Source organism: Cobetia sp. MC34 (genome assembly GCF_018340035.1).
Taxonomy (GTDB): Bacteria; Pseudomonadota; Gammaproteobacteria; order Pseudomonadales; family Halomonadaceae; genus Cobetia; species Cobetia amphilecti.
In genome coordinates, this window is the sequence record NZ_JADPPY010000011.1 from 44821 (window position 1) to 67726 (window position 22906).

The window sequence follows — 22906 nt, forward strand, 5'->3', positions numbered from 1 at the left end:
GGCCTCGGTTGAGGCGATCATCTCCCCCAATGCGGCCAGTGAGCCACTTTATCAAGGCAGGCTTGCCGCGCTGGGGGCGCAACACTGCGTGTTCAGGGTGGCACCTGATGCGCCCCCTGGAAACGACAATGCCCGCCATGAGGCGGGCATTGTCGTTTCCAGCATACTGCGCGGCGCTCAGTAGATCGGGGTGCCGTTGATCTTCACGCTGTCACCGTCGATCTCGACCACGAGATTGCGGTCGGCGGCCTGCGGAGAGACACCCGCCATCATGGCCATCATCGGCGGCACGTTGCGGAACTCGAAGCGCCCGCTCAGACGATTCAGGAAGGCCTGCTGACCCGGCACGGTCTGCAGCTCCTGGATGGTCAGATCAGTGATATCGGCACCATCGAGAATCATCTGGCCATCACCCTGCATGTCGACGCCGAAGGCATCGCTCTTGGCATTCAGCGATTCCAGCGTCATGCGCGGAGAGGTGCTCAGCATGGTGAACAGCGGCGCTTCGACCTTCTCGAGGATGGCGACCTGCTGCTCTTCGCTCAACTCCTCGAACGGCTTGCCCGCTTCTTCCAGCAAGCCCTGCAGCTGGGTAATGAAGTCATAGACGGCCGCGCCCTGCAGACGGTCGATCGAGATGGACACGTCGCCGCTGGCCATCTGCTGATCACCCGCACTGACATCCTGCACCGACAGCTTCATCAGATAGCGCAGCTCGGTCGGGTCCAGACGCGTTTCGCCGCTGTAACGGATATCGCTGGCGACCACCGGCGGCTGACCGGTGCCGTTGTCGATGGTCAGGGTGTCCAGCACGATCTTGTCGTCCTGGCGGAAGTCATTGTCCGCCCCACGATAGATGCCGTTGAGGCTCAGGGTGCCGACGCTGACCTTCTCGGCGCCATTGGTGATATCGAACGGCGTGATCTCGCCATCCACGGTGATTTCCGGCGTGTCACCGCCATCGTGGGAGGCCAGCAGCTCGCCGCCCTGGAAGTCGATGCGCGTGCCGCTCTCCGGGTCCTGCCAGTCAAAGGCCGGCAAGGTCAGGGTGGTGTCGCTGGCGCCGCTGAAGTTGTCGACGCTACCATCGAAGGCGATCGCCTTGCCATCGCCGAGCACTTCGGCGAAGACGTCGCGTGACGGCGTACCGTACAGCACCTTGACGTTGCCCTGCATGGTGGTCGACAGCAGCCCGTGGCCGGCTTCATAGGGCAATACGATGCGCATGGGACCTTCACCGTCCCCGGTGGCGAGTTCCATCTCTACCCGGCCCGTGGAGCCGAACCAGCCGCTGTCGACATCCTCACGGGTCGCCTTGATGTCGGAGCTCCTGTCGAGCTCTGCCACCATGCGGGCCATCTCATCTTCAAAGCGCTGGCTTGAGTAAGCCACGCCGCCGACATAGCCGGCTGCCCCGATGACGACCACTGCCGTCGCGGTTACCAGTCCCTTGCCCATCGCATTAACCCTTGTCCGTTATTGGAGCATCACACCGTCTGCGCGGTGCCTCTTGTCGCATCTGCTTCCATCAGTGAAACATGTGCGTGAGCCTCGCCGCCAAGGCAGCGAAGCGTCAGTGCAACCACAGCCACAGATGCATCGTCGACCAGGCATAGATACCGGCGAAGACGTCATCCAGCATGATGCCGAAGCCACCGGCAACCCGGCGGTCGGCCCAGCGAATCGGCCATGGCTTGAGAATATCGAAGACCCGGAAGACCACGAAGCCCCATAGCGCTGCCTGCCAAGAGAATGGCACGGCGGCCATCGTGATCCAATAGCCGACGAATTCGTCCCAGACGATCCCGGAGTGATCATGCACGCCGAGATCGCGCGAGGTGCGATCACAGATCCAGATCCCGACCAGCGACGCGACCAGCACGATGGCCAGATACGGCCACAGCGTGAGGTTGGTCATCAACCAGTAGAACGGGATTGCCGCGAGAGTACCGAAGGTGCCCGGTGCAAAGGGCGCGGTACCACTGCCCAACCCGAAGGCCAGGAAGTGCACGGGGCGCCGCCAGACACTGGCGGGTGCGCGATTCATGGTGCCACCCCGTTCGCGTTACGTGGCGACGCATCACCGCAGGAGCCGTCTGACCCAGAGGCCTGCGTGGCAGAGACCTGTGTGTCAGAGACCTGTGTGACAGAAGCCTGCGAGGCAGAGAAATGCTGCCAGCTCTGGCCCGTCGCTGCCTGCTCAACGCCCTTCTCCATCAGCATCACGCGCGGCGCATCGCTGCCCGCCGCCTGCATGCGACCGATGACATTCAAGGACAGGTTGAGTGAGCGCAGGGCGAGCCTGGCCGCCTCGAGGTTCTCTTGGGGCAGCGTGAGCAACAGCTCGTAATCGTCGCCGCCATTGAGGACCGCCTCGCGGGCGCCCTGCTCGCCCAGCGCCGTGACCAGCTCGGGCGCCAGCGGCAGTTCGCCAAGCTCCAGCGCCGCCGACAGCTGACTGGCACGACAGATGTGTGCCAGGTCGCCCATCACGCCATCGGAGACATCCAGGCCCGCACTGGCCAGCTCACGCAGCGCCAGCCCCGCATCGACCCGCGGTTCTGGTCGCAGGTAGGCCGCCAGGCAAGGATTCAGCACATCGCGTACGCCATCCTGCCAGGCCTTGAGGCCAGCATGCGCCAACCCCGGCAGGCCGGTGACCGCGATGAGGTCCCCCTCACGGGCGCCGTCACGCCGCAGAATCGGGCGGGTCACGCTGTCGGCCTGCTGGGCAGGCTCGAGCACGCACGGCAGCTCGCCATGTACGGTGATCGTGATGGAGAGCGGGCCGCGCGTGACGTCGCCGCCTACCAGCGCGATGCCGTAGCGATCCGCCAGCGCGTGGAAACCGGCTGCAAAACCATGCAGCCAGTCTTCGTCCACGTCCGGCAACGTCAGGGCCAGCAACGCCCAGCGCGGGGTCGCGCCCATCGCCGCCAGATCAGACAGATTGACGGCCAGGGCGCGATGGCCAATGGACGCCGCAGGCGCATCCGGCGGGAAGTGCACCCCCGCCACCGAGGTATCGACACTGACCGCCATCTGCATGCCATCACTGGCGGCAAGAAGTGCACAGTCGTCACCCGGCCCCAGCAACACGCCCGGTGCCCCGGACAGATCGCGCTGGAAGTAGCGGGCAATCAGCTCGAATTCACCTGGCATGTCAGCGCAGGCGGGCCTGGGTCACCTCGGCACTGCGCAGCTTGACTGCCAGCTTGTCGAGGATCCCGTTGACGTACTTGTGCCCGTCGGTGGCACCGAAGGTCTTGGCCAGCTCGACCCCTTCGTTGATCGCCACGCGATACGGCACTTCCATGCGCTTGGACAGCTCATAGGCGCCCAGACGCAGGATGGCCAGCTCGATCTCGTCGAGATCCTGCAGGCGACGGTCGAGCAGCGGGCTGATGCTGGCATCCAGTTCTTTCTGGAAGCGCGGCACGTTGTGCAGCAGCTCGTGGAACAGGGCCTGGTCGGCGATGCGCATCACCTCGACCCAGTTCTCGTGCAGCTCGACGTCATCGTCGACCTGTTGACCACGGAACTCGGCTTCGATGGTGGTCATGTTCTTGCCGGTCATCTGCCACTGGTAGATGCCCTGCACGGCCAGCTCGCGAGCGGCGCGACGCGCCTGCTGCTGCTTGGACGGCTCGCGTTCGGTACGTTCCTTGCGTTCGCTCACGCGTCACCTCCCATGGCCTTGAGCAGGGAGACCATTTCCATCGCCGCCATGGCCGCTTCGGTACCCTTGTTGCCAGCCTTGGTGCCGGCACGCTCGATGGCCTGCTCGATGGAATTCACCGTCAGCACGCCATTGGCGACCGGGGTGTCGAATTCGAGCTGCAGACGCGACAGCGCGGAGTTGCATTCACCGGCGACATATTCGAAGTGCGGCGTACCACCGCGGATCACCGCACCCAGCGTGATGACGGCGTGCGGCTTGACCTTGGCCAGCACGGCCTTGACGGCCAGCGGAATTTCCCAGGCACCCGGCACGTGGATCAGGTCGATGTTTTCCTCATCGACGCCGTGGCGTACGAGAGAATCGACCGCGCCTTCCACCAGGCTGTCGACGATATGGTGGTTGAAACGCCCGACGACGATGACGTAACGGCCATCGACATTGGTGAAAGTGCCTTCGAGTTGAGCAATCGGTTGCATGGTCAGTCCACAATGCTAGCGCCCCGGAGAACCGGGGCGGGGATATCAATCATACCGGGGAAGGCCGCCAGAAGTGCGCGACCTCCCCCGCCATTTGGGGTGCCGAAGCGCTTACGCGCCTGCGGCGTCTGCGCCTGTCTCGCCTGCTGTGTCATCACTGCCGACCAGCTCGACCACTTCGAGGCCAAACCCGGACAGGGCAGAGAACTTCCACGGCGAGCTGAGCAGACGCATCCGGCCGACACCGAGATCCCGAAGGATCTGGGCACCGGTACCGGTGGTCAGATAATTGCCCGCACCATCGGATTCGTTGGTGCGCGGCGTACGACGTCGTCCGAGGAAGACATCGAGACGATCCTTGTAATCCATCGCGTCGCTGCCGGTGTCCAGCAGTACCAGCACGCCGGCATCGGCGGCGGCGACTTCGGCGAGCGCATCATTGAGCGCCCAGCTGCTGCTGTCCGGCTGACGCAGGGTCAGCAGGTCGCGCATCGGGTCCTGCACGTGCACGCGCACGGTGGTCAGAGACTCGGCGTCCGGCGTGCCCTTGACCAGCGCCAGGTGGTGACGGCCCTGGATGCGATCGCTGAAGCAGTGCAGCGTCAGCTCGCCGAAGGCGGTCTCGACCTGCTCGCTGTCCAGCACTTCCACGGTCTGCTCATTGTGGATGCGATATTCGATCAGGTCCGCAATGGTGCCGACCTTGAGGTCGTGCTCGGCGGCGAAGCGCTCGAGCTCTTCACGACGCGCCATGCTGCCGTCGTCGTTCATGACCTCACAGATCACGCCGGTCGCGCCAAAGCCTGCCATGGACGCCAGGTCACAGGCTGCCTCGGTATGGCCGGCACGACGCAGCACGCCACCCGGCTCCGCCATCAGCGGGAAGATGTGCCCCGGCTGGACGATGTCCTGCGGGCGCGCATTGCGCGCGGCGGCAGCCTGCACGGTACGGGCGCGGTCAGCCGCCGAGATGCCGGTGGTGACGCCTTCGGTGGCCTCGATGGAGAGCGTGAACTTGGTGCCGAAGCCGGAACCGTTGGCCTGAACCATCAGTGGCAGCTGGAGCTGTTCGCAATGCTCACGCGACATCGGCATGCAGATCAAGCCACGCGCGTGGCGTGCCATGAAGTTGATGTGCTCGGCTGTCACGGCTTCTGCGGCGATGATGATGTCGCCTTCATTCTCACGATCCTCGTCATCCATGAGGATGACCATCTTGCCTTGCCGGATATCCTCAACGAGTGCTGCGATGCCTGATAGCGCCATGCTTGCTCCACTTTACGGGCTGCGCCGGCCCATGCCGGACCCACGCGTATTATCAAAAAGTCGGGCGTCAGGGTACCCCGCCACCCCGTTTTGCGCCAGCACCCAGCGACGCCGCTGTCGCCAGACGGCGGCAAGTGCTTGCGTGACAAGAAGAAATCAGTCGCCGCTCTCCTGCGGGTCTGGCGATGCTACCGGCACTGCGGTGATGCGCCAATCACGCCCCACCGCCCGGATATCGCGAATCTCGACCCGGCGCTGCTGCGCCATGTGATCCAGCCCCGGCAGCGCCAGCAGCGGGCGAGCCTCGCCCCCCAGCAGCGTCGGGGCCATGAAGAGCTGCATCTCATCGACCAGCCCCGCATTAATCATGGCCCCGGCCAGTACCGCGCCGGTTTCCAGCAGTACCTCGTTGGCCTGCTCGTGCTCGGCCAGATAACGCAGCAGGGCCTCGAGGTCCACGCGGCCATCTTCGCCGGCCGGCAGCGCCAGCACCTCGGCACCGGCCGCCTCCAACAAGGTACGTCGCTCAGCCTGCGCCGCTGTCTCATCCGCGACACATACCAGCAGCGTACGACCGGATTGCGCCAGAATGCGCGCCGCCAGCGGCAGACGCAGATGGCTATCCACCACCACGCGCAACGGCTGACGCGCCACCAGCGCCTTGAGCCCCAGCGGATGGTCTTCGAGCCCGAGCTGGTCGGCGCGCACATTGAGACGCGAATCATCGAAGATGACCGACTCGATGCCGCTCATCACCACGCTGGAGCGCGCGCGCAGACGCTGCACGGCACTGCGCGCTTCGGGGCCGGTGATCCACTGGGATTCGCCGGAAGCCATCGCCGTGCGCCCGTCCAGACTCATGGCCTGCTTGAGGCGCACGAAGGGCCGACCGCGCTCCATGCGTGACAGGAAGCCGGGATTGAGCGCTCGCGCCTCCTGCTCCATCACCCCGACCGTCACCGCGATGCCCGCGCCCTGCAGCAGCGCGATGCCGCGCCCGGCGACCTGCGGATTCGGATCACGCATCGCGATCACCACCCGCGAGACGCCCGCCGCGATCAGCGCCAGTGAGCAAGGGCCGGTACGCCCGGTGTGGGAGCAGGGCTCCAGCGTCACATAGGCCACGCAGCCCAGCGCGCGCTCACCCGCCTCTGCCAGCGCATTGACCTCGGCATGCCCTTCCCCGGCACGCACATGAAAGCCGCTCGCGATCACCTCGTCAGTCTCGGCCTCTACCAGCACACAGCCGACACGCGGATTGGGCTGCGTCGTGTAGCTGCCCAGTCGCGCCAGGCGCAGGGCGTGGGCCATGTGGCGCGCATCACGCGCCGAGGGAGCACTGCGGTCGCGAGAGTGGCTGTCACGGTGAGCACGAGAAGCACGGGGAGAAAGAGACATGCGATACCTTGGCGTGAAACGAGAGAAGGTCAGGCGTTGCCCAGGCGGCGGCCAATACCCCGAGGCCTGAGCCACGCAGCGTGACGCGACAGGGCCAGCAGGCGCAGGCCTCGAGGTCATCTGCAAGGATGACCGTGTCGAGACATCAGGGCCGCGCGTCTTCCTCGCCCGGCAGGAAGCTGGGCTCCTGGGCGAGACGGTCGATCTCGGCGCGGAACTCATCAAGATCCTGGAAGCGACGATAGACCGAAGCGAAGCGGATATAGGCGACCTGATCCAGCCGCTTGAGCTGCTGCATGACCTCATCACCGATGCGCCGCGCCTCTATCTCACGCTCGCCGGTGGCACGCAGACGCTGACGAATGCGCTCCACCGCGGCCTCGATCAGCTCGGAAGAAACCGGGCGCTTTTCCAGCGCGCGCAGCATGCCGGCACGCAGCTTGTGCTCATCGAAGCTCTCACGCGAGCCGTCACCCTTGACCACGCGCGGCATGACCAGCTCCGCCGTTTCGTAGGTCGTGAAACGCTCACCGCAGGCCGCGCACTGGCGACGCCGCCGCACCTGGTCACCCTCGACCACCAGTCGGGAATCCGTGACCTTGGTTTCATGAGTTCCACAGAAGGGACAGTGCATGTTGGAGAGCCTGCTTGGGTGCGAGGTGGCTGCGGCCCCGCGCGAAGCACAGCGAGGAAGTGGCGCAGCGCAGCCGAATGACAGCGAATGGCGGGTATTGTAACCGTTAAGGCCCCGCCACGGGAGCCTATGTCAGCCTCGACCTATCTGAACTAGCCTTGGGGAGCGATCAAAGGGCGACAGGGGTTTCCTGGATTGTCGCCTCGGGTGGCGGACACCGCGGCGAAAGCGTCAATCAACCTGCCCGGCAGGCTTGAAATCCCCGCGCGATAACCGAAAGATGACATCAGGGTGCAGCGCCTCACAAGGACGCTTGCCCGAGCCGTGAAATCCTTTCACGACTGGCGGCGAATGATCTCTGCCGCGAGATTGTTCACGATGACGCAAGGAGCTGCGACATGGGAATCATTGCATGGATCATATTCGGTCTTATTGCCGGCATCATCGCCAAGGTGATCGTGCCCGGCAAGGATCCGGGTGGCATCATCGTCACCAGCATCATCGGCATCCTGGGTGCCGTGGTCGGTGGCTGGGTCGGCACCCTGATGGGTTTCGGTGAAGTGACGGGATTCAATCTGGCCAGCTTTGTCATCGCCGTGCTCGGCGCCGTCATTCTGCTGATTCTGTATCGCGTGCTGCGCAAGTAAAGCGTGTCATGAAGCGCAGTGGCGTCAGCTGGCCGCAGGCCACATGACGCCGGACAGGACGGCCAGCCGGCACATGCAGGCTGGCCGTCCTGCCTTGCAGGCTTGACGAATCTGGCCCGAGGCGTGCATGACTCATGAGTAAAGGCGCCAGGCCGTCACCCACGGGCGCCGCTGAGCGATGCGCTATTCAGGCATTTCACCAAGCGACGGCCAGCCGACTTCATCTGATATGTGATTTCCAGTCTTGCCACCGGCCCCGCAGGATTGCGCCGGCGGGCTTCCCGAAGATCACCCGCGACACGCTCTGCCCATTGCGGCTCACGAGGCAGAGTCTGACCGCTTTTGCTGCCACGAGGATTGCCCATGTCCGATACGTCATCTCCCGATCACTCGACATCCACTGCACCCGATCCTGCGCCGAGCGAGGACAACGCCAGACCACGGGCCAGAGTCTCTCTCGCCAGACGCCTCTCGCAAGCTGATTTCCAGGCGCACGCCACACGCCTGCTCGCCGAGATCTACCCACAGCGTCATGAAGAAGTCCTCAGACGCCTGGAGACAGTGCTGGATTTCCATCGCACGCGCCTCAACCCCCGCGTACCGGAAGGCGAGCCGCTCTGGAGCGAGCGCGACCAGTGGCTGATCACCTACGGCGACAGCCTGCAGCAGGAAGGCGAGGCACCACTGGCGACCCTGCACGACTTCCTCGCCAGCCGACTGGACGACAGCCTGTCCGGTGTCCACGTGCTGCCCTTCTTCCCATGGAGCAGCGATGACGGCTTCAGCGTCATCCACTATCGCGAGGTCAATCCGGTCCTCGGCGACTGGCAGGACATCCGGCGCCTGAGTGAGCAGCGCGACCTGATGGCAGACCTGGTCATCAATCACTGCTCACGCGAGTCACTGTGGTTCGCCGATTATCTGGCCGGCGTGCAGCCCGGCCGCGACTACTTCATCGAGATGGACCCCGACACCGATGTCTCCGAGGTCGTGCGCCCGCGCCCATCTGCACTGCTCACGCCGGTGCATACCCGTCGTGGCCTGCGCCATCTTTGGGCAACCTTCTCGGATGACCAGATCGACCTGAACTTCGCCAATCCCGATGTGCTGCTCGAATTCATCGGCATCCTGCTTTATTACCTCGAGCAGGGCGCGGGCATCATCCGCCTCGATGCGGTGGCCTTCCTGTGGAAACGCCAGGGCACCTCCTGCATCCACCTGCCGGAGACTCACGCCGTGGTGCGCCTGCTGCGCGCCATCGTCGACCATCTGGCGCCCGGCAGCCTGTTGATCACCGAGACCAACGTGCCCCACGCCGAGAACATGTCCTACTTCGGGCTCGACCGCCTGTCACAGCACGGCCTCACCGCCATCGAGGGCAGCGCCCAGGCCGATGAAGCGCACCTGATCTATCAGTTCACGCTGCCGCCGCTGACCCTGCACACCCTGACCTCCGGCGATGCCAGCGCCCTGACCCAGTGGGCCACCAGCCTGCCGTCATTGCCTTCCGGCTGCAGCTACTTCAACTTCACCGCCAGTCACGACGGTATCGGCGTTCGCGCCCTTGAGGGCCTGCTGCCCGACCACGAGCGCGACACCCTGGTGCGGCTGGTGCATGACTTCGGTGGCTACGTCAGCATGCGCGCCAACCCCGGGCGCGCCGACACCCCCTATGAGCTCAACATCAGCTACTTCGATGCGCTCAAGGGCACGCGGCGCGGCCAGGACCCGTGGCAGATCGAGCGCTTCATCGCCAGTCAGACCCTGATGCTGAGCCTGCAGGGCATCCCGGGGCTGTACATCCACTCGCTGACCGCGACCCCCAACCACCAGGAAGGCGTCGAGCGCGATGGTCATCTGCGCGCCATCAATCGCCGCAAATGGCAGCGCGATGAACTGGAAGCGCTGCTGGCAAGCCCCAACACCGCGACCCATGAGGTCTTCCACGCCCTCAAGCGCCGCATGGCACTGCGCCGCAACGAACCCTGCTTCCACCCGGATGCCGACCAGAATGTCTTTGATGTCGGCCCGGATTTCTTCGTCTTCGAGCGCGTCACCCATGAAGGGCGCCGCCTGCTGTTCGCCCTCAATGTCACCGATCAGCCGCGCGTGCTGCCGCTGCCGGAAAGCTGGCAAGGCGTCGCGCTGACCGACCACCTGTGCCACGACAAGGCCTACGATCCCACCATGGCCCGCCGTCCCTATCAGGCGGCCTGGCTGATGGAGCAAACCGTGCGCCCGCCGGCCATCGAGGTCGTCTGACGCCCGCGTTTCTTCCTTCTGCCTACGACAACGGGGCTGCCAGTGGCAGCCCCGTTGTCGTAGGTCTTGCTGTTTCCCGCCGCGAGCCTTACTGGTTGTCCAGCTCCACCGCTTCGTGCATGCGCTCGAGCAGGTCCGGCACGGCTGACTGCACCCGGTTCCAGCTCGGGATGAAGGGCTTGTCGCGCGGATTGTCGAGGAAGGCGCTGCCGGCATCCATGATGTTGGCGGCGAACAGCTCCACCGCCGCTTCCTCGCTGTGGCGGTCCACCGTCAGGCCATTCATGACGGCATCGTTGTAGTAGGTCTCGATCAGGTCCAGCGCGATACGGTAGTAGGTGGCCTTGATGGTGCGGAAGGTCTCGCCGTGCATCTCGACGCCCAGCGTGGCCAGCTTGCGATACATGGCCTTGGCGATGTCCAAACTCATGCGATTCAAGCCGCCCAGCGCATCTTCCTCGGACAGCGGCTGGTGCTTGTGATCGTAGGCATCGGCGATATCCACCTGACACAGACGCTTGGTGGAATAGTTGCGGTGGACCTCGGACAGCACACCGATCTCCAGCCCCCAGTCACTGGGAATGCGGATGTCCGCCAGCACGTCGGTGCGCATCGAGAACTCGCCGGACAGCGGATAGCGATAGCTGTCGAGATAATCCAGGTACGGCAGCGGGCCATAGACCTTCTTGAGCGCACGGATCAACGGCGTGACCATCAGGCGTGCCACGCGGCCGTTCAGCTTGCCCTGGGCGATGCGCGAGTAGTAGCCCTTGCAGAACTCGTAGTTGAACTGCGGATGGGCCACCGGGTAGATCAGGCGCGCCAGCAGGCCGCGGTCATAGGTAACGATATCGCAATCATGCAGTGCCACCGCCTCGGCGATGCCCGAGGACTGCACGTAACCGGAACAGTACCAGACATTGCGCCCCTTGCCGGCCTCCATCGGCGCCAGACCGTGCTCGGTCAGCTCCTCATCCAGTGCCCGCAGGCGCGGGCCGTCGTTCCACAGGATGCGGTGATGCTGCGGCAGATGTGAGAAGAACTCCTTGGCATGCTCGAACTGGTCACGGTCGGCGCGGTCCAGCCCGATCACGATCTCGCTGAGGTACGGCACCTGGGCCAGCTCCTCGACGATATGCTTGAGCGCCGGGCCTTCCAGCTCGGAATACAGCGACGGCAGAATCAGGCTCATCGGTCGCTTGCGGGAGAAGCGCATCAGGTCCGCTTCGAGATCTTCCACCGGACGATCGGTCAGGTTATGGAAGTTGGTGATGATGCCATTCTGGTAGAAATCGCTCATGTCAGCTCCTTGTCATGCCGAAGACACGCATCAGGCAGGCGTCAGGCGCCCAGACCTCTGGATGTCCATTCTTCCGGCTGGCCATTGGCCAGCCAGTGACGCAATCCCTCGACCCATCCCTGCGGTCCGGGGAGATTGGCGCGAAAACAGCGGCGTTCATCCGCCAGTTGCGGATAATCGGCAAGCTCCCGATCACGCTGTGAGGTATCACCGACGCCGGGGATCAGCACAGCGTTGTCGACGGCGGCCAGCAGTGGCAGGTCATTGGCGCCATCGCCGAAGCCCAGTGTCCAGGGGCGCACCCGCTCGCAGAGCCGGTAGCGGGCGATCAGATAGCGCGCTGCCACGCCCTTGTCACTGTCCCCGATCACATGGTGGAAGCGCCCACCACGTGTCAGCTTGAGGCCATGACTGGCCAGACGCGTGCGAAAGTCCTCGAGACGCTCCGGCGCGTCACGCCACACCAGCGGTTCACTGGCATCACGCTGTCCCGCCAGGGCCGCGTCGCCCTCCCCCAGCCCCGTCAGCTCACTGATTCTCGCCACCGACATCGAGGCGAAGCCCTCGAAGGCGAATTCCCCGATCAGCTCCTCCAGCACCGCGAGAATCCTGTCGCGGGGCATCGCCACCGCGATACGACACAGGCCGTGTGCATCCGGGGCGCTGGCCTCTTCCAGCGGGTAGGCACTCAACCAATCGGCCGGCAGCGCCACCACGCCGCCGTTCTCGGCGATCCACGGCTGGCCCGCCAAGCCCAGCGAGCCCATCAGCGGCGCCAGTTCGGCCGCCGTCTTGGAGGTGTTGGGGACGATCCAGGCACCGCGCGCGCGTAGGCGGGTCAGCCAGCTGCGCGCCGGCCCCGGCGAGTAATCGTGGTGATCCAGCAGCGAGCCATCCAGATCGGTCAGCAACAACAGCGGTGCTTGAGTCTCTGACATGTGAACTCTCCTCGTGAAGTGCTGCAGCGTGTCGGGGGTCACCTCGACAGGATCTCGTGGCACCGGACAGGCATTGCAAGAGCATTGCAGGGAATGTGCCAAGATGGTGCATCTGCCATGACAGCCTGCCCCCTCTCATCGTGACTGTGTTTGTGCATCCGCTCATTTGCACCATAAAAGAGCACAAAGCCTGCCTTGCATGATGCCTCGCCACACGACGGCGCAAATCTTTCATCACCAACGACGACGCCCTCGCATCTGCGAGGGCGTCGAGTCTTCGGCAAGCGGGCAACGCCTGTTGAGCCTAGACCAGCCACAGCGACAGTTGCGGCCACAGCAGCAACATCGCCAGCACGCACAGCTGGATGGCGATGAACGGCAGCAGCGAGACGAAGATATCCTTGAGACTGATGCCTTCCGGTGCCACGCCTTTCAGATAGAAGGCAGCAGGCCCGAAGGGTGGCGACAGGAAGGACACCTGCATGTTGACCGCGAACAGCACACCGAACCATACCGGGTCGTAGCCGAGCTGAACGATGATCGGCACGAAGATCGGCAGGGTCAGCATCGCGATGCCGATCCAGTCGAGGAACAGCCCCAGCAGCAGCAGGATCGCCATCATCACCATGATGATCGCCAGCGGCGGGATATCCAGGCCGAGAATCATGCTCGACACGAAGCGGTTGCCGCCCATCAGGTTGTAGACCCCGACCAGCGCCGCCGCGCCGATACCGATCCAGATGATCATGCCGCAGGTGTTCATGGTCTGGGACAGCGCACGCTGCATCAGGGTGATGGAGAACTCGCCGCGCAGCATCACCGCCACCAGCACGCCGAAGCTGCCCATCGCCGCGGCTTCGGTCACCGAGGCCACGCCACCGTAGATGGAGCCCAGCACCAGCCCCGCGATGACCGCCGGCACGCCGATGGCCTTGAGCAGCTCACGCTTGCTCTGGAAGCTGGCGCGGCGCTCCTCCTCGGGCATCACCGGCCCCAGTGAAGGGTTGCGCAGACAGCGGATCAGCACGTAGATGATGTAGCTTGCCATCAGCACGATGGCCGGGGTGATCGCCGCGGTGAACAGGTCCGCGATCGACTGGTTGGCGATCAGGCCATAGATGATCAGCACGATGGAGGGCGGCATCATGGTGCCCAGCGAGCCACCGGCACACACCACGCCGATGGCGATGTGCTTGTCATAGCCGAGCCTGAGCATCTGCGGCAGCGCTAGAATCCCCAGCAGCACGATCTCGCCGCCGATGATGCCGGACATCGCGGCGAGGAAGAACGCCACCACGATGGTCTGGATCGCCACGCCGCCGGGCAGTCGCCCTGCCATCACGCGCATGGCATTGAACAGGTCCTTGGCGATCCCCGAGCGATCGAGCAGCGAGGCCATCAACACGAACATCGGCACCGCCACCAGCGAATACTCGGTGACGAAGCCATAGACACGACTGGTGACCAGCGGCAGCGCCATCGGGCCGAACCAGCCGAAGGTATAGGCCAGCGCGACCAGACCGGTGACGAAGGCCAGCGGCAGGCCGGTGACCAGCAGCGCGAAGATGCCGCCGACCAGCAGCATCGTAGCCGTTGCGATATCCATCAGCGCGGCTCCTTGTGGTCAACTGCGGCGTCGGGAGCGGCATCGGAAGTGGCGTCGGATGCGCCACTTCCCTCACTGCCGCCCTCGGGCGGACGGGGCGAGAAGAAGGTCTGGTAGAGATGCCACAGTGCCTGCAAGGTCATCACCGCCAGCGCGAACAGGATCACGCCCTTGGTCAGCGCCGGAAACGGCGGATTCCATGAGGTGCCGGAACGCTCCAGCTGCCACTCGCCCAGCGGACTGTGCGAGGCACGCCAGAACATCACCCAGCCCGCATAGCTCATCGCCAGACAGAAGACGAACGTCATCACGTCATTGAAGCAGTCCAGCACGTAGCGAAAGCGCGTGCCGACCAGGTCGTAGAGCACACGCACGCGAATATGGCGATTGTTGGCCAGGGCCGCCGGGCCGCCCAGCGCGAAGCTGGTCGCGACCAGGAAGATCACCGTCTCGTGCACCCAGGAGGTCGGCGAATCGAGGCCATAGCGCATCACCACCTCGAACACGCTGATCGCCATCGCCAGCAACACCAGCCACGCCGCGGCGCGCGTGCCCTTGCCCACCAGGCGGTCCAGCGGCGTCCGCGTGCCCAGATTCGGGTCGTGGTCATCCGACGCCTCGGGTAGCCCCGGCGACGCCACATCATGTTCTGCCATATCGAATTCCTTGCTGACTCGCTGCCTCAAGGAGAATCGGCGCGCCCAGTGAGCACGCCGACCTTGATCTCCTGCGTCTTTATCGTTCTGCGATCGTGTCGCCAAAAGCGTGGTTAGCTGATGCCTCTTGCCACACGGCGACTGGCGCCCATCCCGCGCGCCAGCGGGCTCACATCAGGTTGCGGTCGGTCAGGAAGCTGACCACGGACTCGTAGACCTTGCCGGTCAGCTCATTCTTCTCGGCCCACACCTTCCACTCCTGCTGCGCGATGCGACGGAACTTGGCGCGCTCCTCCGGCGCCATGTCGATCACCTCGATATCCGGATTGGCACGCGCCGCGCTCACCGCCTTGATGTCACGCGCCTTGAGGGTGAAGACCATGTCGTAGGCCATCGCATCGGTGGCGCTCTCCATGATCGCCTTGAGATCCGCCGGCAGGCCGTCCCAGATGCCCTTGTTCATCGACACCGCCACCATCGGCAGGGAGTGGAAGCCCGGGTAGGACGGGTACTTGGCGAAGCTGTGCAGGCCCTGGTCATCATTGGTGGCGAAGACGGTGTAATCCGCCGCGTCGATCACGCCCTTCTCCAGGCCGGTGTAGACCTCGGAGCCCGGCAGGTTGACGGGCGCCGCGCCGGCCTTCTGGAAGATGTTGTAGACCATGCCTTCCGGCGCACGCACCTTGAGGCCCTTGAGGTCATCGACGGTGCGCACCGGCTTCTTGGAGACGAAGGACTCAAGCCCGGTGGCGCCCGCGCCGATCAGATGCACGCCGTAGGGCTCGACCAGCTCGTTGTAGAGCTCCTCACCGCCGCCGTGCTGCATGTACTCGAGATATTCCAGCGGGTCACCCCAGGCGCCCACCAGGTTGCCCAGCATGCCGAAGGCCGGATTCTGGCCCGAGAAGTAGGACGGATCGGTCAGGTGGCCCTGCAGGATGCCGGCGCTGACGGCATCCAGCGTCTGGTTGGCCTGCACCACGGCATTGACCGGCAGGATCTCGATGGCGATGCGGCCATCCGACATGGTCTTGATGCTGTCGGCCCAGGCCTTCTTGACCTCGAACTGCGGCTCACCGGCCGTCTCGGAGGTCTGGAAGGTCCATTCATACTCGGCGGCCCAGCTCGGTGTGGCGATCAGCGTGGCGGCCACGGCGGTGGACAGAGCCAGCGCCTTGAGCGTGACACGGGCGGGAGCGGCAGTGGTGAGCGGCGAGGTAGTGGAACGCGGCATGGTGAAACTCCTGGCTTGTTGTTATGACGTTCTAGGGTCAGTGGAAGACGTGCTGGCACTCCCCGGCGTGGCGAAACGCCGCGAGGTGCCGTTCACTCGCTTGATAGCGGTGCAGACAGGCTGGGCAGCTGGCCGAAGCGGCGCAGCAGCTCCAGCGGTTCCTGGGCGCGCCCGGCGGGATGGCTGCCTTCAGAGGCCGCAGGCATGGCAAGCCCGAGGTCCTGACCGGTGCGGTCCAGCACATGCAGGGTCGCGGCGTGGGCGGCATCGGGCTGGCGCAGACGAATCGCCTCCATCACCGCGCGATGGCGGCCGAGGCTGTCACCCAGCTCCGAGGCATTGTGATTGGAAGTCGCCACCAGCAGGCTGATCGACGGCTTGAGCACATGGCCAAGCTGCGCCCAGATGACGTTGTGGGTCGCGGCGAAGATGGCGTCGTGGAAGGCAATATCGGCGCGGTCGAACTCCTCCATGGCGCTGCCGCCATGCACCGCTGCGGCCATGCCGTCGTAGGCCTGCTCGATGGCGGACAGGTCCTGGGCGGTGGCCTCGGTGGCCGCCAGGGCGGCGACGAAGGGTTCGATGGAGATTCGGAAAGCGTAGATGTCCCGTGCCAGCTGCGGATGCGGCATCGCGTAGCGCGTCATCCAGCCGGTGACGCGCGGATCGAGCAGATGCCACTCGCTGAGCGGATTGACGCGGGTGCCCTGGCCGGTGGTGCGGGTGAGAATCCCGGCATTGACCAGGCTCTGGATCGCGGTGCGCACGGTGGCGCGGCTCTGGGCGTGCTGATCACACAGGTCCAGCTCACGAGGAATCAGGCTGCCCGGCGGGTAGCGATTCTCGAAGATGGCCTGCGCCAGCCATTCGGCGACATCGACACGCGCGGTCGAGGTGTCTCCAGCTGAGGCAGACGTTCCAGAAGAGGCATTGGTGCGCGGGCTGCCGCCAGCGGCACTCGTGGGAGGCGTGGTCATGATCGAACGTTCCTTGATGGCGTGGCGCGTCATTTGTTGCTCGCGCACATCCTTCATGGGATGCATCGCGGCGCGCTCTTGTCCGTCAAGGAATAGCCCATGTCAGACATGCCAACAAGACACCCTAGACCAAGGGTGAGACCCGACTTTGGTCACACCTTTACGCAACTCCCTGTTGCGAAAGGGCTATTCAGGTACTGGCAATTTCCCCGTGTGCTGGCGTCAGGCCGTGAATCGCACGCGCCCGATCGACACCGTACGCTCGGCACCGCTGTCCGCGACCACCCTTCTCAGCGCTTCCTCGCCTGCCGCGCCGAAGCTGGCCGACAGCTCGATCTGGCTGACGCCCTGGGCGACCAGCTCACTGACCAGCCGCTCGGCCGCTCGCAGCGTCCCCAGCGTGGCGACGGAAATGCGGACCTCGCCGCTGCCCTGACTGCTCAATGAGGTATTGCCGCTGTTCTCGACTAGGATCAGAAAGGCATGGTGCTGCATGACGGCCATGGAAGCCTCCTTGCACGAAGATGAGCAGAGTGTGTCCGGCATCGAGAATAGCGTAGCGCGTCCGCTCCCGGGCACAGGCTGATCTTTCTGAGCGCTGGTTGACCACTCTCCCACCCCGCTGCGCACCACGCCACTCGGCCTAGGCTGGCCGTGGTGCGGGCACAAAAAACGCCTGCCGCTTGCGCGACAGACGTTTCTTGTCTGATGCATGACAGCGTTACGCCGCTGTCAGCACTGCTGCGATGAGGGCCAGCCGGGCTGGCACCTCGTCACGCCTCAGGCGTAGACCGGCAGACGTGCACAGACGGCGGAGACCTTGGCCTGCACCTCGGCTTCGGCAGCGGCGGAATCGCCAGCGACCATCGCATCGAGGATATCGCAGATCCAGCCGGCCAGTTCCAGACACTCCTGCTCCTGGAAGCCACGCGTGGTGACGGCCGGAGTCCCGATACGCAGACCGGAGGTGACGAACGGCGACTGCGGGTCACCCGGTACGGCGTTCTTGTTGACGGTGATGTGGGCACGGCCCAGCGCAGCGTCAGCGTCCTTGCCGGTCAGACCCTGCTTGACCAGAGACAGCAGGAACAGGTGGTCTTCGGTGCCGCCGGAGACGACTTCGAAGCCGCGCTCCAGGAACACGGACGCCATCGCCTTGGCGTTCTTGACCACTTGCTTCTGGTAAGTGGTGAAGGCCGGGTCCATCGCTTCCTTGAAGCAGACCGCCTTGGCCGCGATGACGTGCATCAGCGGGCCGCCCTGGCCACCCGGGAAGACAGCGGAGTTCAGCTTCTTCTCGATGTCGGCATCGCCTTCGGCGGACAGGATCAGGCCGCCACGCGGACCGCGCAGGGTCTTGTGCGTGGTGGTGGTAACGACGTGGGCGTGGGGCAGCGGGCTGGGGTAGACGCCAGCGGCGACCAGACCGGCCACGTGCGCCATGTCGACCAGCAGGTAGGCACCCACTTCGTCGGCGATCTTGCGGAACTCGGCCCAGTCGATGATCTGGGAGTAGGCGGAGAAGCCGGCGATGATCATCTTCGGCTTGTGCTCACGCGCCAGACGCGCGACTTCGGCGTAGTCGATCAGGCCGTTCTCGCCCAGACCGTACTGCACGGCGTTGTAGTGCTTGCCGGAGAAGTTCGGACGTGCACCGTGAGTCAGGTGACCGCCCGCGTCCAGGCTCATGCCCAGAATGGTGTCGCCCGGCGAGACCAGCGCCTGGAAGACGGCACTGTTGGCCTGGGAACCGGCGTGCGGCTGAACGTTGGCGTAGGTAGCACCGAACAGTTCGCAGGCACGATCGATGGCCAGCTGCTCGACCTTGTCGACGAACTCGCAACCGCCGTAGTAACGCTTGCCCGGGTAACCTTCCGCGTACTTGTTGGTCAGCTGGGAGCCTTGCGCCTGGATGACGCGGGGGCTGGCGTAGTTCTCGGAGGCGATCAGCTCGATGTGAGCTTCCTGGCGAACGACTTCGTCGTCCATGGCGCTCAGGAGCGCATCATCAAAACCGGCAATCTGCATGTCACGGGTGAACATCGGGTGTCCTCGCCTGAAGGGTGATGACGACAGCGAATTCCGGCGCGGCCGGCTCGCCATCTGGGGGTAAGATCAGGACCAGCATGATACCTCAGCCAGCGGTCCGATTCACATGAATCAGCATCATTGTTAACGCAAGGCGGCCCCATGATCGAGACAACGATCACGAGGCCGCAGGTTGAGGTCGTCAGGCGTCATCATCCAGCGCTGCGATGACGAGGCCTGATGGCGCTCACTGCAGGGCGCGCAGCCCCGCCATCGGCGGCTGGCGCCTCACTTCTCTCGACAGCCAGAAGCCCAGACCGCCGATCAACACGCCCCCCGCCAGCGGCAGCAGAACCCACAGCCACGGATGCAGCACCACCGGCAGCCCCAGCCAGCCGGAATAGAGTCCGACCGCCGCGCCTTCGGCGAGCATCGCCGCCAGCAACCCACTGAGCAGGCCGAGCAGCACGAACTCAGCGGCCTGCAGGCGGGCCAGTAGCCCCTGACCGGCGCCGAACACCTTGTACAGCGCGCCTTCGTGCTCACGTGCCGGACGACTGGCCACCAGCGCCGCGTAGAGCACGCTGGCCCCCGCCAGCAGCACCAGCCCCAGAATCAGCTCCACCGCGCGCGACACCTGGGCGATCAGCTCCTGCACGCGGGTCAGGATGGCGTCGATATTGATCAACGACACGCTGGGGTAGTCGCGCACCAGCGGCGCCAGCTTGCGCTCGTCCTCGAGATGAAACGCCGTCATGTAGCTGTGGGCGAAGCTCTCGAGCGCGCCGGGCGGGAAGATGACGTAGAAGTTGGGCAGGAAGCTGTCCCAGTCGACATGGCGCAGATTGACCACCTGCGCCTTGACGGTCTCGCTGCCGATGGTGAACGACAGGCTGTCACCGATGACCAGCCCCATGCGCTCGGCTAGCTCCTCCTCCATCGACACCGGCACGCCCTGCGTGGCGGCGAGGCGACTGCGCGTCTCGCTGTCTGCATCGGCGAAGTCACTGATCGGTGCCCACTCACCCGACGACAGGCGGTTGTGGTCCGGCAGATCACGATGCCAGGTCAGGTTAAGCTCCCGCTGCGGGACGCCCTGCTGCTCGCCATCCCCCTCGTCGCTGCGTCCTTCCTGCATGCCGCCTGCCGCCGGCTGATCCGACTGGGCTGCCTGCAGGCGCTGCTGGGTGCGTCCCAGCAGGGATTCGCCCTTGAGCGCCGTGATACGTCCACGCACCATCGGGTAGAGCTCGCTCTGGCTGTCGCCGGCCTGCTCATCTACCATCGCGGTCAGCTGCTCGCCGAAGGCCTGCTGCTCTCCGGGCTGGATATTGATCGCGAAGTGATTGGGCGCATCGGTCGGAATCTGCGCCTGCCAGCGGGTGATCAGGTCACCGCGTACCAGCGCGATCAACGCCATCGCCGCGAAGGTCACGGCAAAGGCGACCAGCTGGCCGAGGCTGGCACCGCGCCGCCTGGCCAGCATGCCGCCGGCGAGGCGAATCGGCCGGCTCCAGCCGCCCTGACCGCGCATGCGTGCCACCACCTTGAGCATCAGCGACAGCAGCAGCTGCCCCACCACCATCAGCAGCCCCAGCGCGATGATGCCACCGACCAGCAGGCCGGCCGCCAGCATGAGGTCACCCGAGTAGAGCCACATCAGGGCGCCGAACACCAGGCTGGCGATCGCCACCACCACCCACGCCGAGGCAGGCAGCGGGGCCAGTTCACGCCGCAGCACCTTGAGCGCGCTGACCTGACGCAGGCGCAGCAGCATCGGGCCGGCGAAACCGACCAGCACTGCCAGCGCCGTCAGAATCCCCAATGCCAGCGGCAGCGGCCCCGGTGCGGGCAACTCCAGCGGCAGGAAGCGCTCCAGCAGCGCCACCAGCCCCATCTGCCCCAGCAGGCCCAGCACCGCCCCCCCGGTACTCGCCAGCAGGGCCAACCAGCCGAGCTGGGCCGCGAACAGCCGTGACAGTTGACGCTGAGAGGCACCGAAGCAGCGCCACAGCGCGGCGCTATCCAGATGACGCTCCACATAGCGGCGCGTCGACATCGCCACCGCGACCCCGGCCAGCAGCACCGCCACCAGCCCGGCTAGACTCAGATACTTGTCGGCACGCTCCAGTGAGCGCCCCAGACGCGGGCGGTCTTCGCGCACGTCCTTGAGGCGCACCTCGGCGTTGTCGGCACTCGCCAGCAGCGGCGCGATGGCATCACGTGCCTGCTGCACCGCCGCCGGATCGCCCGCCGCCAGCAGGCGATATTCCATCCGCGAGCCGGGCTGGATCAGACCGGTGGCGTCGAGATCTTCCATGTTGAACATCAGGCGCGGACTGAACTCGGAAAAGCCGCCCTGCTGATCAGGCTCACGCGTGATCAGGCCACTGATGGTCAGCTGCTTGCGCCCGACCGTCAGGGTATCGCCGACCTCGGCCGACAGCGCCATGGCCAGGCGCGGCACGATCCACGCCTCGCCCGGCGGCGGAATCTCCGCGCGCGAGCTGGTGCCTGGCGCCTGAGCATCCTCGCCCGAGGCATCCGACTCCAGCTCCACCCGGCCGGCGAGCGGATAGCCCGGCGACACCGCCTTGAGGCTCGACAGCACGAAGCTGTCGCCATGCGAGGCCATCGAGACCATGCCCAGCTGCGGCGACATCTCAAGCCCCGCTGCGCGGAAGGCCTCGGCGAAGCGCGGGTCCAGCGGGTTGCTGGACTCCAACACCAGGTCCCCGCCGAGCAGCTGGCTCGCCTGGCGATTGAGTCCACGGTCGAGACGATCCAGGAAGAAGCCGATCATGGTGGTCGCGGCGACCGCCAGCATCAGCGCCAGAAAGAGGGCGCGCACATCACTGGCGCGCAGGTCACGCAGCAGGCCACGCAGCGCCAGCGGCAGGCGCGCCCCACGCGGGCGCTGCGCGTTGGCGGAAGATGTCGCCGCGCGGTCAGACACCCGGGACTCAGACATCGTCGCCTCCTTGTGGCGTCGCCACGGCCGGCGCACTCGCTTCATCATTCCACTCCACCAGCTTGCCGGCCTCGAGATTCAGGCAGCGATCACAGCGCCTGGCCAGCGTCAGATCATGGGTGACCAGAATCAGCGTGGTGCCCCGCTCGCGGTTGAGGGTGAACAGCAGCTCCGCGATGCGCTCGCCGGTGGCGGTATCCAGATTGCCGGTCGGCTCATCGGCGAACACCAGCCCCGGCCCCGCGACGAAGGCGCGTGCGATGGCCACGCGCTGCTGCTCGCCGCCGGACAGATGGCGCGGCAGGTGATCGAGTCGCTCTCCCAGCCCGACCCGCGTCAGCCAGTCACGTGCCTGCGCCTCGATATCGCCCTGCGGGGCCAGCTCCAGCGGCATCAGCACGTTCTCCAGCGCCGTCAGCGTCGGCAGCAGCTGGAAGTTCTGGAACACGAAGCCGACCTGACCCGCGCGCAGCGCCGCACGGCCATCCTCGTCGAGCCCCGCAAGCGAGCTTCCGAACAGGCGGATATCGCCCTCGCTCGGGCTGTCCAGCCCCGCCAGCAGGCCCAATAACGTCGACTTGCCGGAACCACTGGCCCCGATGATGGCGACGCTCTCTCCGGCCTGCACGGCAAGCTCCAGGTCCTCAAGGATGGTCAGGCGCCCTTCGCCACTGGCCACCCGCTGCGCCAGCCCGCTCACTTCCAGCACCGGCGCAGGCGTTGCGCTGGCCTGCGCGTCTGACGAGGTTTGATCCGACGCAGGGGTCGCGTCGTTAATGGAGGCGTTATGTGACATCGTGTCTGCTCGCTTATGGTAGAGAACGGGGTGGG

Annotated in this window: 20 protein-coding genes; 2 read left to right on the forward strand and 18 right to left on the reverse strand. The window is 65.3% G+C overall.

What is annotated here, in order from left to right:
- Positions 1 to 177: 177 nt before the first annotated feature.
- The 8 genes from IZU87_RS08035 to nrdR form a co-directional block, all read right to left on the reverse strand.
- Positions 178 to 1458 carry a DUF945 family protein gene (locus IZU87_RS08035; protein WP_043331371.1) on the reverse strand — a complete coding sequence of 427 codons (1281 nt, stop codon included), beginning with the start codon at positions 1456 to 1458 and terminating at the stop codon, positions 178 to 180.
- A 115-nt stretch (positions 1459 to 1573) separates the two neighbouring features.
- On the reverse strand, positions 1574 to 2047 hold the full coding sequence (locus IZU87_RS08040; protein ID WP_043331372.1) for a phosphatidylglycerophosphatase A family protein: 474 nt from the start codon (positions 2045 to 2047) through the stop codon (positions 1574 to 1576).
- Positions 2044 to 3162, reverse strand: coding sequence for a thiamine-phosphate kinase (thiL, locus tag IZU87_RS08045; RefSeq protein WP_213114215.1), 1119 nt, complete (start codon positions 3160 to 3162; stop codon positions 2044 to 2046). Before thiL ends, IZU87_RS08040 begins: the two co-directional genes overlap by 4 nt.
- 1 nt (position 3163) lies before the next feature.
- The gene (gene nusB, locus IZU87_RS08050) at positions 3164 to 3679 is read right to left on the reverse strand and encodes a transcription antitermination factor NusB (protein ID WP_043331373.1); all 516 of its coding nucleotides are present in this window, start codon (positions 3677 to 3679) and stop codon (positions 3164 to 3166) included.
- Positions 3676 to 4158 carry a 6,7-dimethyl-8-ribityllumazine synthase gene (gene ribH, locus IZU87_RS08055; RefSeq protein WP_213114216.1) on the reverse strand — a complete coding sequence of 161 codons (483 nt, stop codon included), beginning with the start codon at positions 4156 to 4158 and terminating at the stop codon, positions 3676 to 3678. Before ribH ends, nusB begins: the two co-directional genes overlap by 4 nt.
- Positions 4159 to 4269: 111 nt before the next feature.
- Positions 4270 to 5424, reverse strand: a complete 1155-nt coding sequence (ribBA, locus tag IZU87_RS08060; RefSeq protein WP_213114217.1) for a bifunctional 3,4-dihydroxy-2-butanone-4-phosphate synthase/GTP cyclohydrolase II — start codon at positions 5422 to 5424, stop codon at positions 4270 to 4272.
- Between the two features lie 156 nt (positions 5425 to 5580).
- Positions 5581 to 6735 (reverse strand): bifunctional diaminohydroxyphosphoribosylaminopyrimidine deaminase/5-amino-6-(5-phosphoribosylamino)uracil reductase RibD, encoded by a 1155-nt coding sequence (ribD, locus tag IZU87_RS08065; RefSeq protein WP_249330499.1) that lies wholly within the window; start codon positions 6733 to 6735, stop codon positions 5581 to 5583.
- A 232-nt stretch (positions 6736 to 6967) separates the two neighbouring features.
- Complete coding sequence (gene nrdR / locus IZU87_RS08070) at positions 6968 to 7456, reverse strand: transcriptional regulator NrdR (RefSeq protein ID WP_043331377.1); 489 nt, start codon at positions 7454 to 7456, stop codon at positions 6968 to 6970.
- 398 nt (positions 7457 to 7854) lie between these two features.
- On the opposite strand from nrdR, the gene IZU87_RS08075 reads away from it, so the two are divergent.
- Together IZU87_RS08075 and IZU87_RS08080 are read left to right on the forward strand one after the other, a co-directional pair.
- Positions 7855 to 8103 carry a GlsB/YeaQ/YmgE family stress response membrane protein gene (locus IZU87_RS08075; RefSeq protein ID WP_043331379.1) on the forward strand — a complete coding sequence of 83 codons (249 nt, stop codon included), beginning with the start codon at positions 7855 to 7857 and terminating at the stop codon, positions 8101 to 8103.
- Positions 8104 to 8466: 363 nt separating this feature from the next.
- On the forward strand, positions 8467 to 10365 hold the full coding sequence (locus tag IZU87_RS08080) for a sugar phosphorylase (RefSeq protein ID WP_213114219.1): 1899 nt from the start codon (positions 8467 to 8469) through the stop codon (positions 10363 to 10365).
- Between the two features lie 88 nt (positions 10366 to 10453).
- Here IZU87_RS08080 and IZU87_RS08085 read toward each other — a convergent pair whose 3' ends face one another.
- The 10 genes from IZU87_RS08085 to IZU87_RS08130 form a co-directional block, all read right to left on the reverse strand.
- Complete coding sequence (locus tag IZU87_RS08085) at positions 10454 to 11665, reverse strand: glycosyltransferase family protein (protein WP_131432547.1); 1212 nt, start codon at positions 11663 to 11665, stop codon at positions 10454 to 10456.
- 41 nt (positions 11666 to 11706) lie between these two features.
- Positions 11707 to 12603 (reverse strand): HAD-IIB family hydrolase, encoded by an 897-nt coding sequence (locus tag IZU87_RS08090; protein WP_213114220.1) that lies wholly within the window; start codon positions 12601 to 12603, stop codon positions 11707 to 11709.
- A 304-nt stretch (positions 12604 to 12907) separates the two neighbouring features.
- Complete coding sequence (locus IZU87_RS08095; RefSeq protein WP_043331381.1) at positions 12908 to 14209, reverse strand: TRAP transporter large permease; 1302 nt, start codon at positions 14207 to 14209, stop codon at positions 12908 to 12910.
- On the reverse strand, positions 14209 to 14865 hold the full coding sequence (locus IZU87_RS08100; protein WP_213114221.1) for a TRAP transporter small permease subunit: 657 nt from the start codon (positions 14863 to 14865) through the stop codon (positions 14209 to 14211). The genes IZU87_RS08095 and IZU87_RS08100 overlap by 1 nt, the downstream gene beginning before the upstream one ends.
- Positions 14866 to 15034: 169 nt before the next feature.
- Complete coding sequence (locus tag IZU87_RS08105; RefSeq protein WP_213114222.1) at positions 15035 to 16099, reverse strand: TRAP transporter substrate-binding protein; 1065 nt, start codon at positions 16097 to 16099, stop codon at positions 15035 to 15037.
- A 92-nt stretch (positions 16100 to 16191) separates the two neighbouring features.
- Positions 16192 to 17076, reverse strand: coding sequence for a FadR/GntR family transcriptional regulator (locus IZU87_RS08110; protein WP_213114223.1), 885 nt, complete (start codon positions 17074 to 17076; stop codon positions 16192 to 16194).
- 222 nt (positions 17077 to 17298) lie between these two features.
- A complete protein-coding gene (locus IZU87_RS08115) occupies positions 17299 to 17580 on the reverse strand; it encodes a DUF6506 family protein (RefSeq protein WP_213114224.1) in 282 nt (93 codons plus the stop codon).
- Between the two features lie 276 nt (positions 17581 to 17856).
- On the reverse strand, positions 17857 to 19119 hold the full coding sequence (gene glyA / locus IZU87_RS08120; protein ID WP_153636359.1) for a serine hydroxymethyltransferase: 1263 nt from the start codon (positions 19117 to 19119) through the stop codon (positions 17857 to 17859).
- Between the two features lie 232 nt (positions 19120 to 19351).
- Complete coding sequence (locus IZU87_RS08125; protein WP_213114225.1) at positions 19352 to 22075, reverse strand: ABC transporter permease; 2724 nt, start codon at positions 22073 to 22075, stop codon at positions 19352 to 19354.
- Positions 22068 to 22871: an ABC transporter ATP-binding protein gene (locus IZU87_RS08130; RefSeq protein WP_213114226.1), complete on the reverse strand. Its 804-nt coding sequence runs from the start codon at positions 22869 to 22871 to the stop codon at positions 22068 to 22070. Before IZU87_RS08130 ends, IZU87_RS08125 begins: the two co-directional genes overlap by 8 nt.
- Positions 22872 to 22906: the final 35 nt, after the last annotated feature.

Coding starts and splice junctions, on each gene's coding strand:
- IZU87_RS08035 (WP_043331371.1), bottom strand. CDS start 1,458: ATGGGCAAGGGACTGGTAACCGCGACGGCAGTGGTCGTCATCGGGGCA.
- IZU87_RS08040 (WP_043331372.1), bottom strand. CDS start 2,047: ATGAATCGCGCACCCGCCAGTGTCTGGCGGCGCCCCGTGCACTTCCTG.
- thiL (WP_213114215.1), bottom strand. CDS start 3,162: ATGCCAGGTGAATTCGAGCTGATTGCCCGCTACTTCCAGCGCGATCTG.
- ribH (WP_213114216.1), bottom strand. CDS start 4,158: ATGCAACCGATTGCTCAACTCGAAGGCACTTTCACCAATGTCGATGGC.
- ribBA (WP_213114217.1), bottom strand. CDS start 5,424: ATGGCGCTATCAGGCATCGCAGCACTCGTTGAGGATATCCGGCAAGGC.
- ribD (WP_249330499.1), bottom strand. CDS start 6,735: ATGGCCCACGCCCTGCGCCTGGCGCGACTGGGCAGCTACACGACGCAG.
- nrdR (WP_043331377.1), bottom strand. CDS start 7,456: ATGCACTGTCCCTTCTGTGGAACTCATGAAACCAAGGTCACGGATTCC.
- IZU87_RS08075 (WP_043331379.1), top strand. CDS start 7,855: ATGGGAATCATTGCATGGATCATATTCGGTCTTATTGCCGGCATCATC.
- IZU87_RS08080 (WP_213114219.1), top strand. CDS start 8,467: ATGTCCGATACGTCATCTCCCGATCACTCGACATCCACTGCACCCGAT.
- IZU87_RS08085 (WP_131432547.1), bottom strand. CDS start 11,665: ATGAGCGATTTCTACCAGAATGGCATCATCACCAACTTCCATAACCTG.
- IZU87_RS08090 (WP_213114220.1), bottom strand. CDS start 12,603: ATGTCAGAGACTCAAGCACCGCTGTTGTTGCTGACCGATCTGGATGGC.
- IZU87_RS08095 (WP_043331381.1), bottom strand. CDS start 14,209: ATGGATATCGCAACGGCTACGATGCTGCTGGTCGGCGGCATCTTCGCG.
- IZU87_RS08100 (WP_213114221.1), bottom strand. CDS start 14,865: ATGGCAGAACATGATGTGGCGTCGCCGGGGCTACCCGAGGCGTCGGAT.
- IZU87_RS08105 (WP_213114222.1), bottom strand. CDS start 16,099: ATGCCGCGTTCCACTACCTCGCCGCTCACCACTGCCGCTCCCGCCCGT.
- IZU87_RS08110 (WP_213114223.1), bottom strand. CDS start 17,076: ATGACCACGCCTCCCACGAGTGCCGCTGGCGGCAGCCCGCGCACCAAT.
- IZU87_RS08115 (WP_213114224.1), bottom strand. CDS start 17,580: ATGGCCGTCATGCAGCACCATGCCTTTCTGATCCTAGTCGAGAACAGC.
- glyA (WP_153636359.1), bottom strand. CDS start 19,119: ATGTTCACCCGTGACATGCAGATTGCCGGTTTTGATGATGCGCTCCTG.
- IZU87_RS08125 (WP_213114225.1), bottom strand. CDS start 22,075: ATGTCTGAGTCCCGGGTGTCTGACCGCGCGGCGACATCTTCCGCCAAC.
- IZU87_RS08130 (WP_213114226.1), bottom strand. CDS start 22,871: ATGTCACATAACGCCTCCATTAACGACGCGACCCCTGCGTCGGATCAA.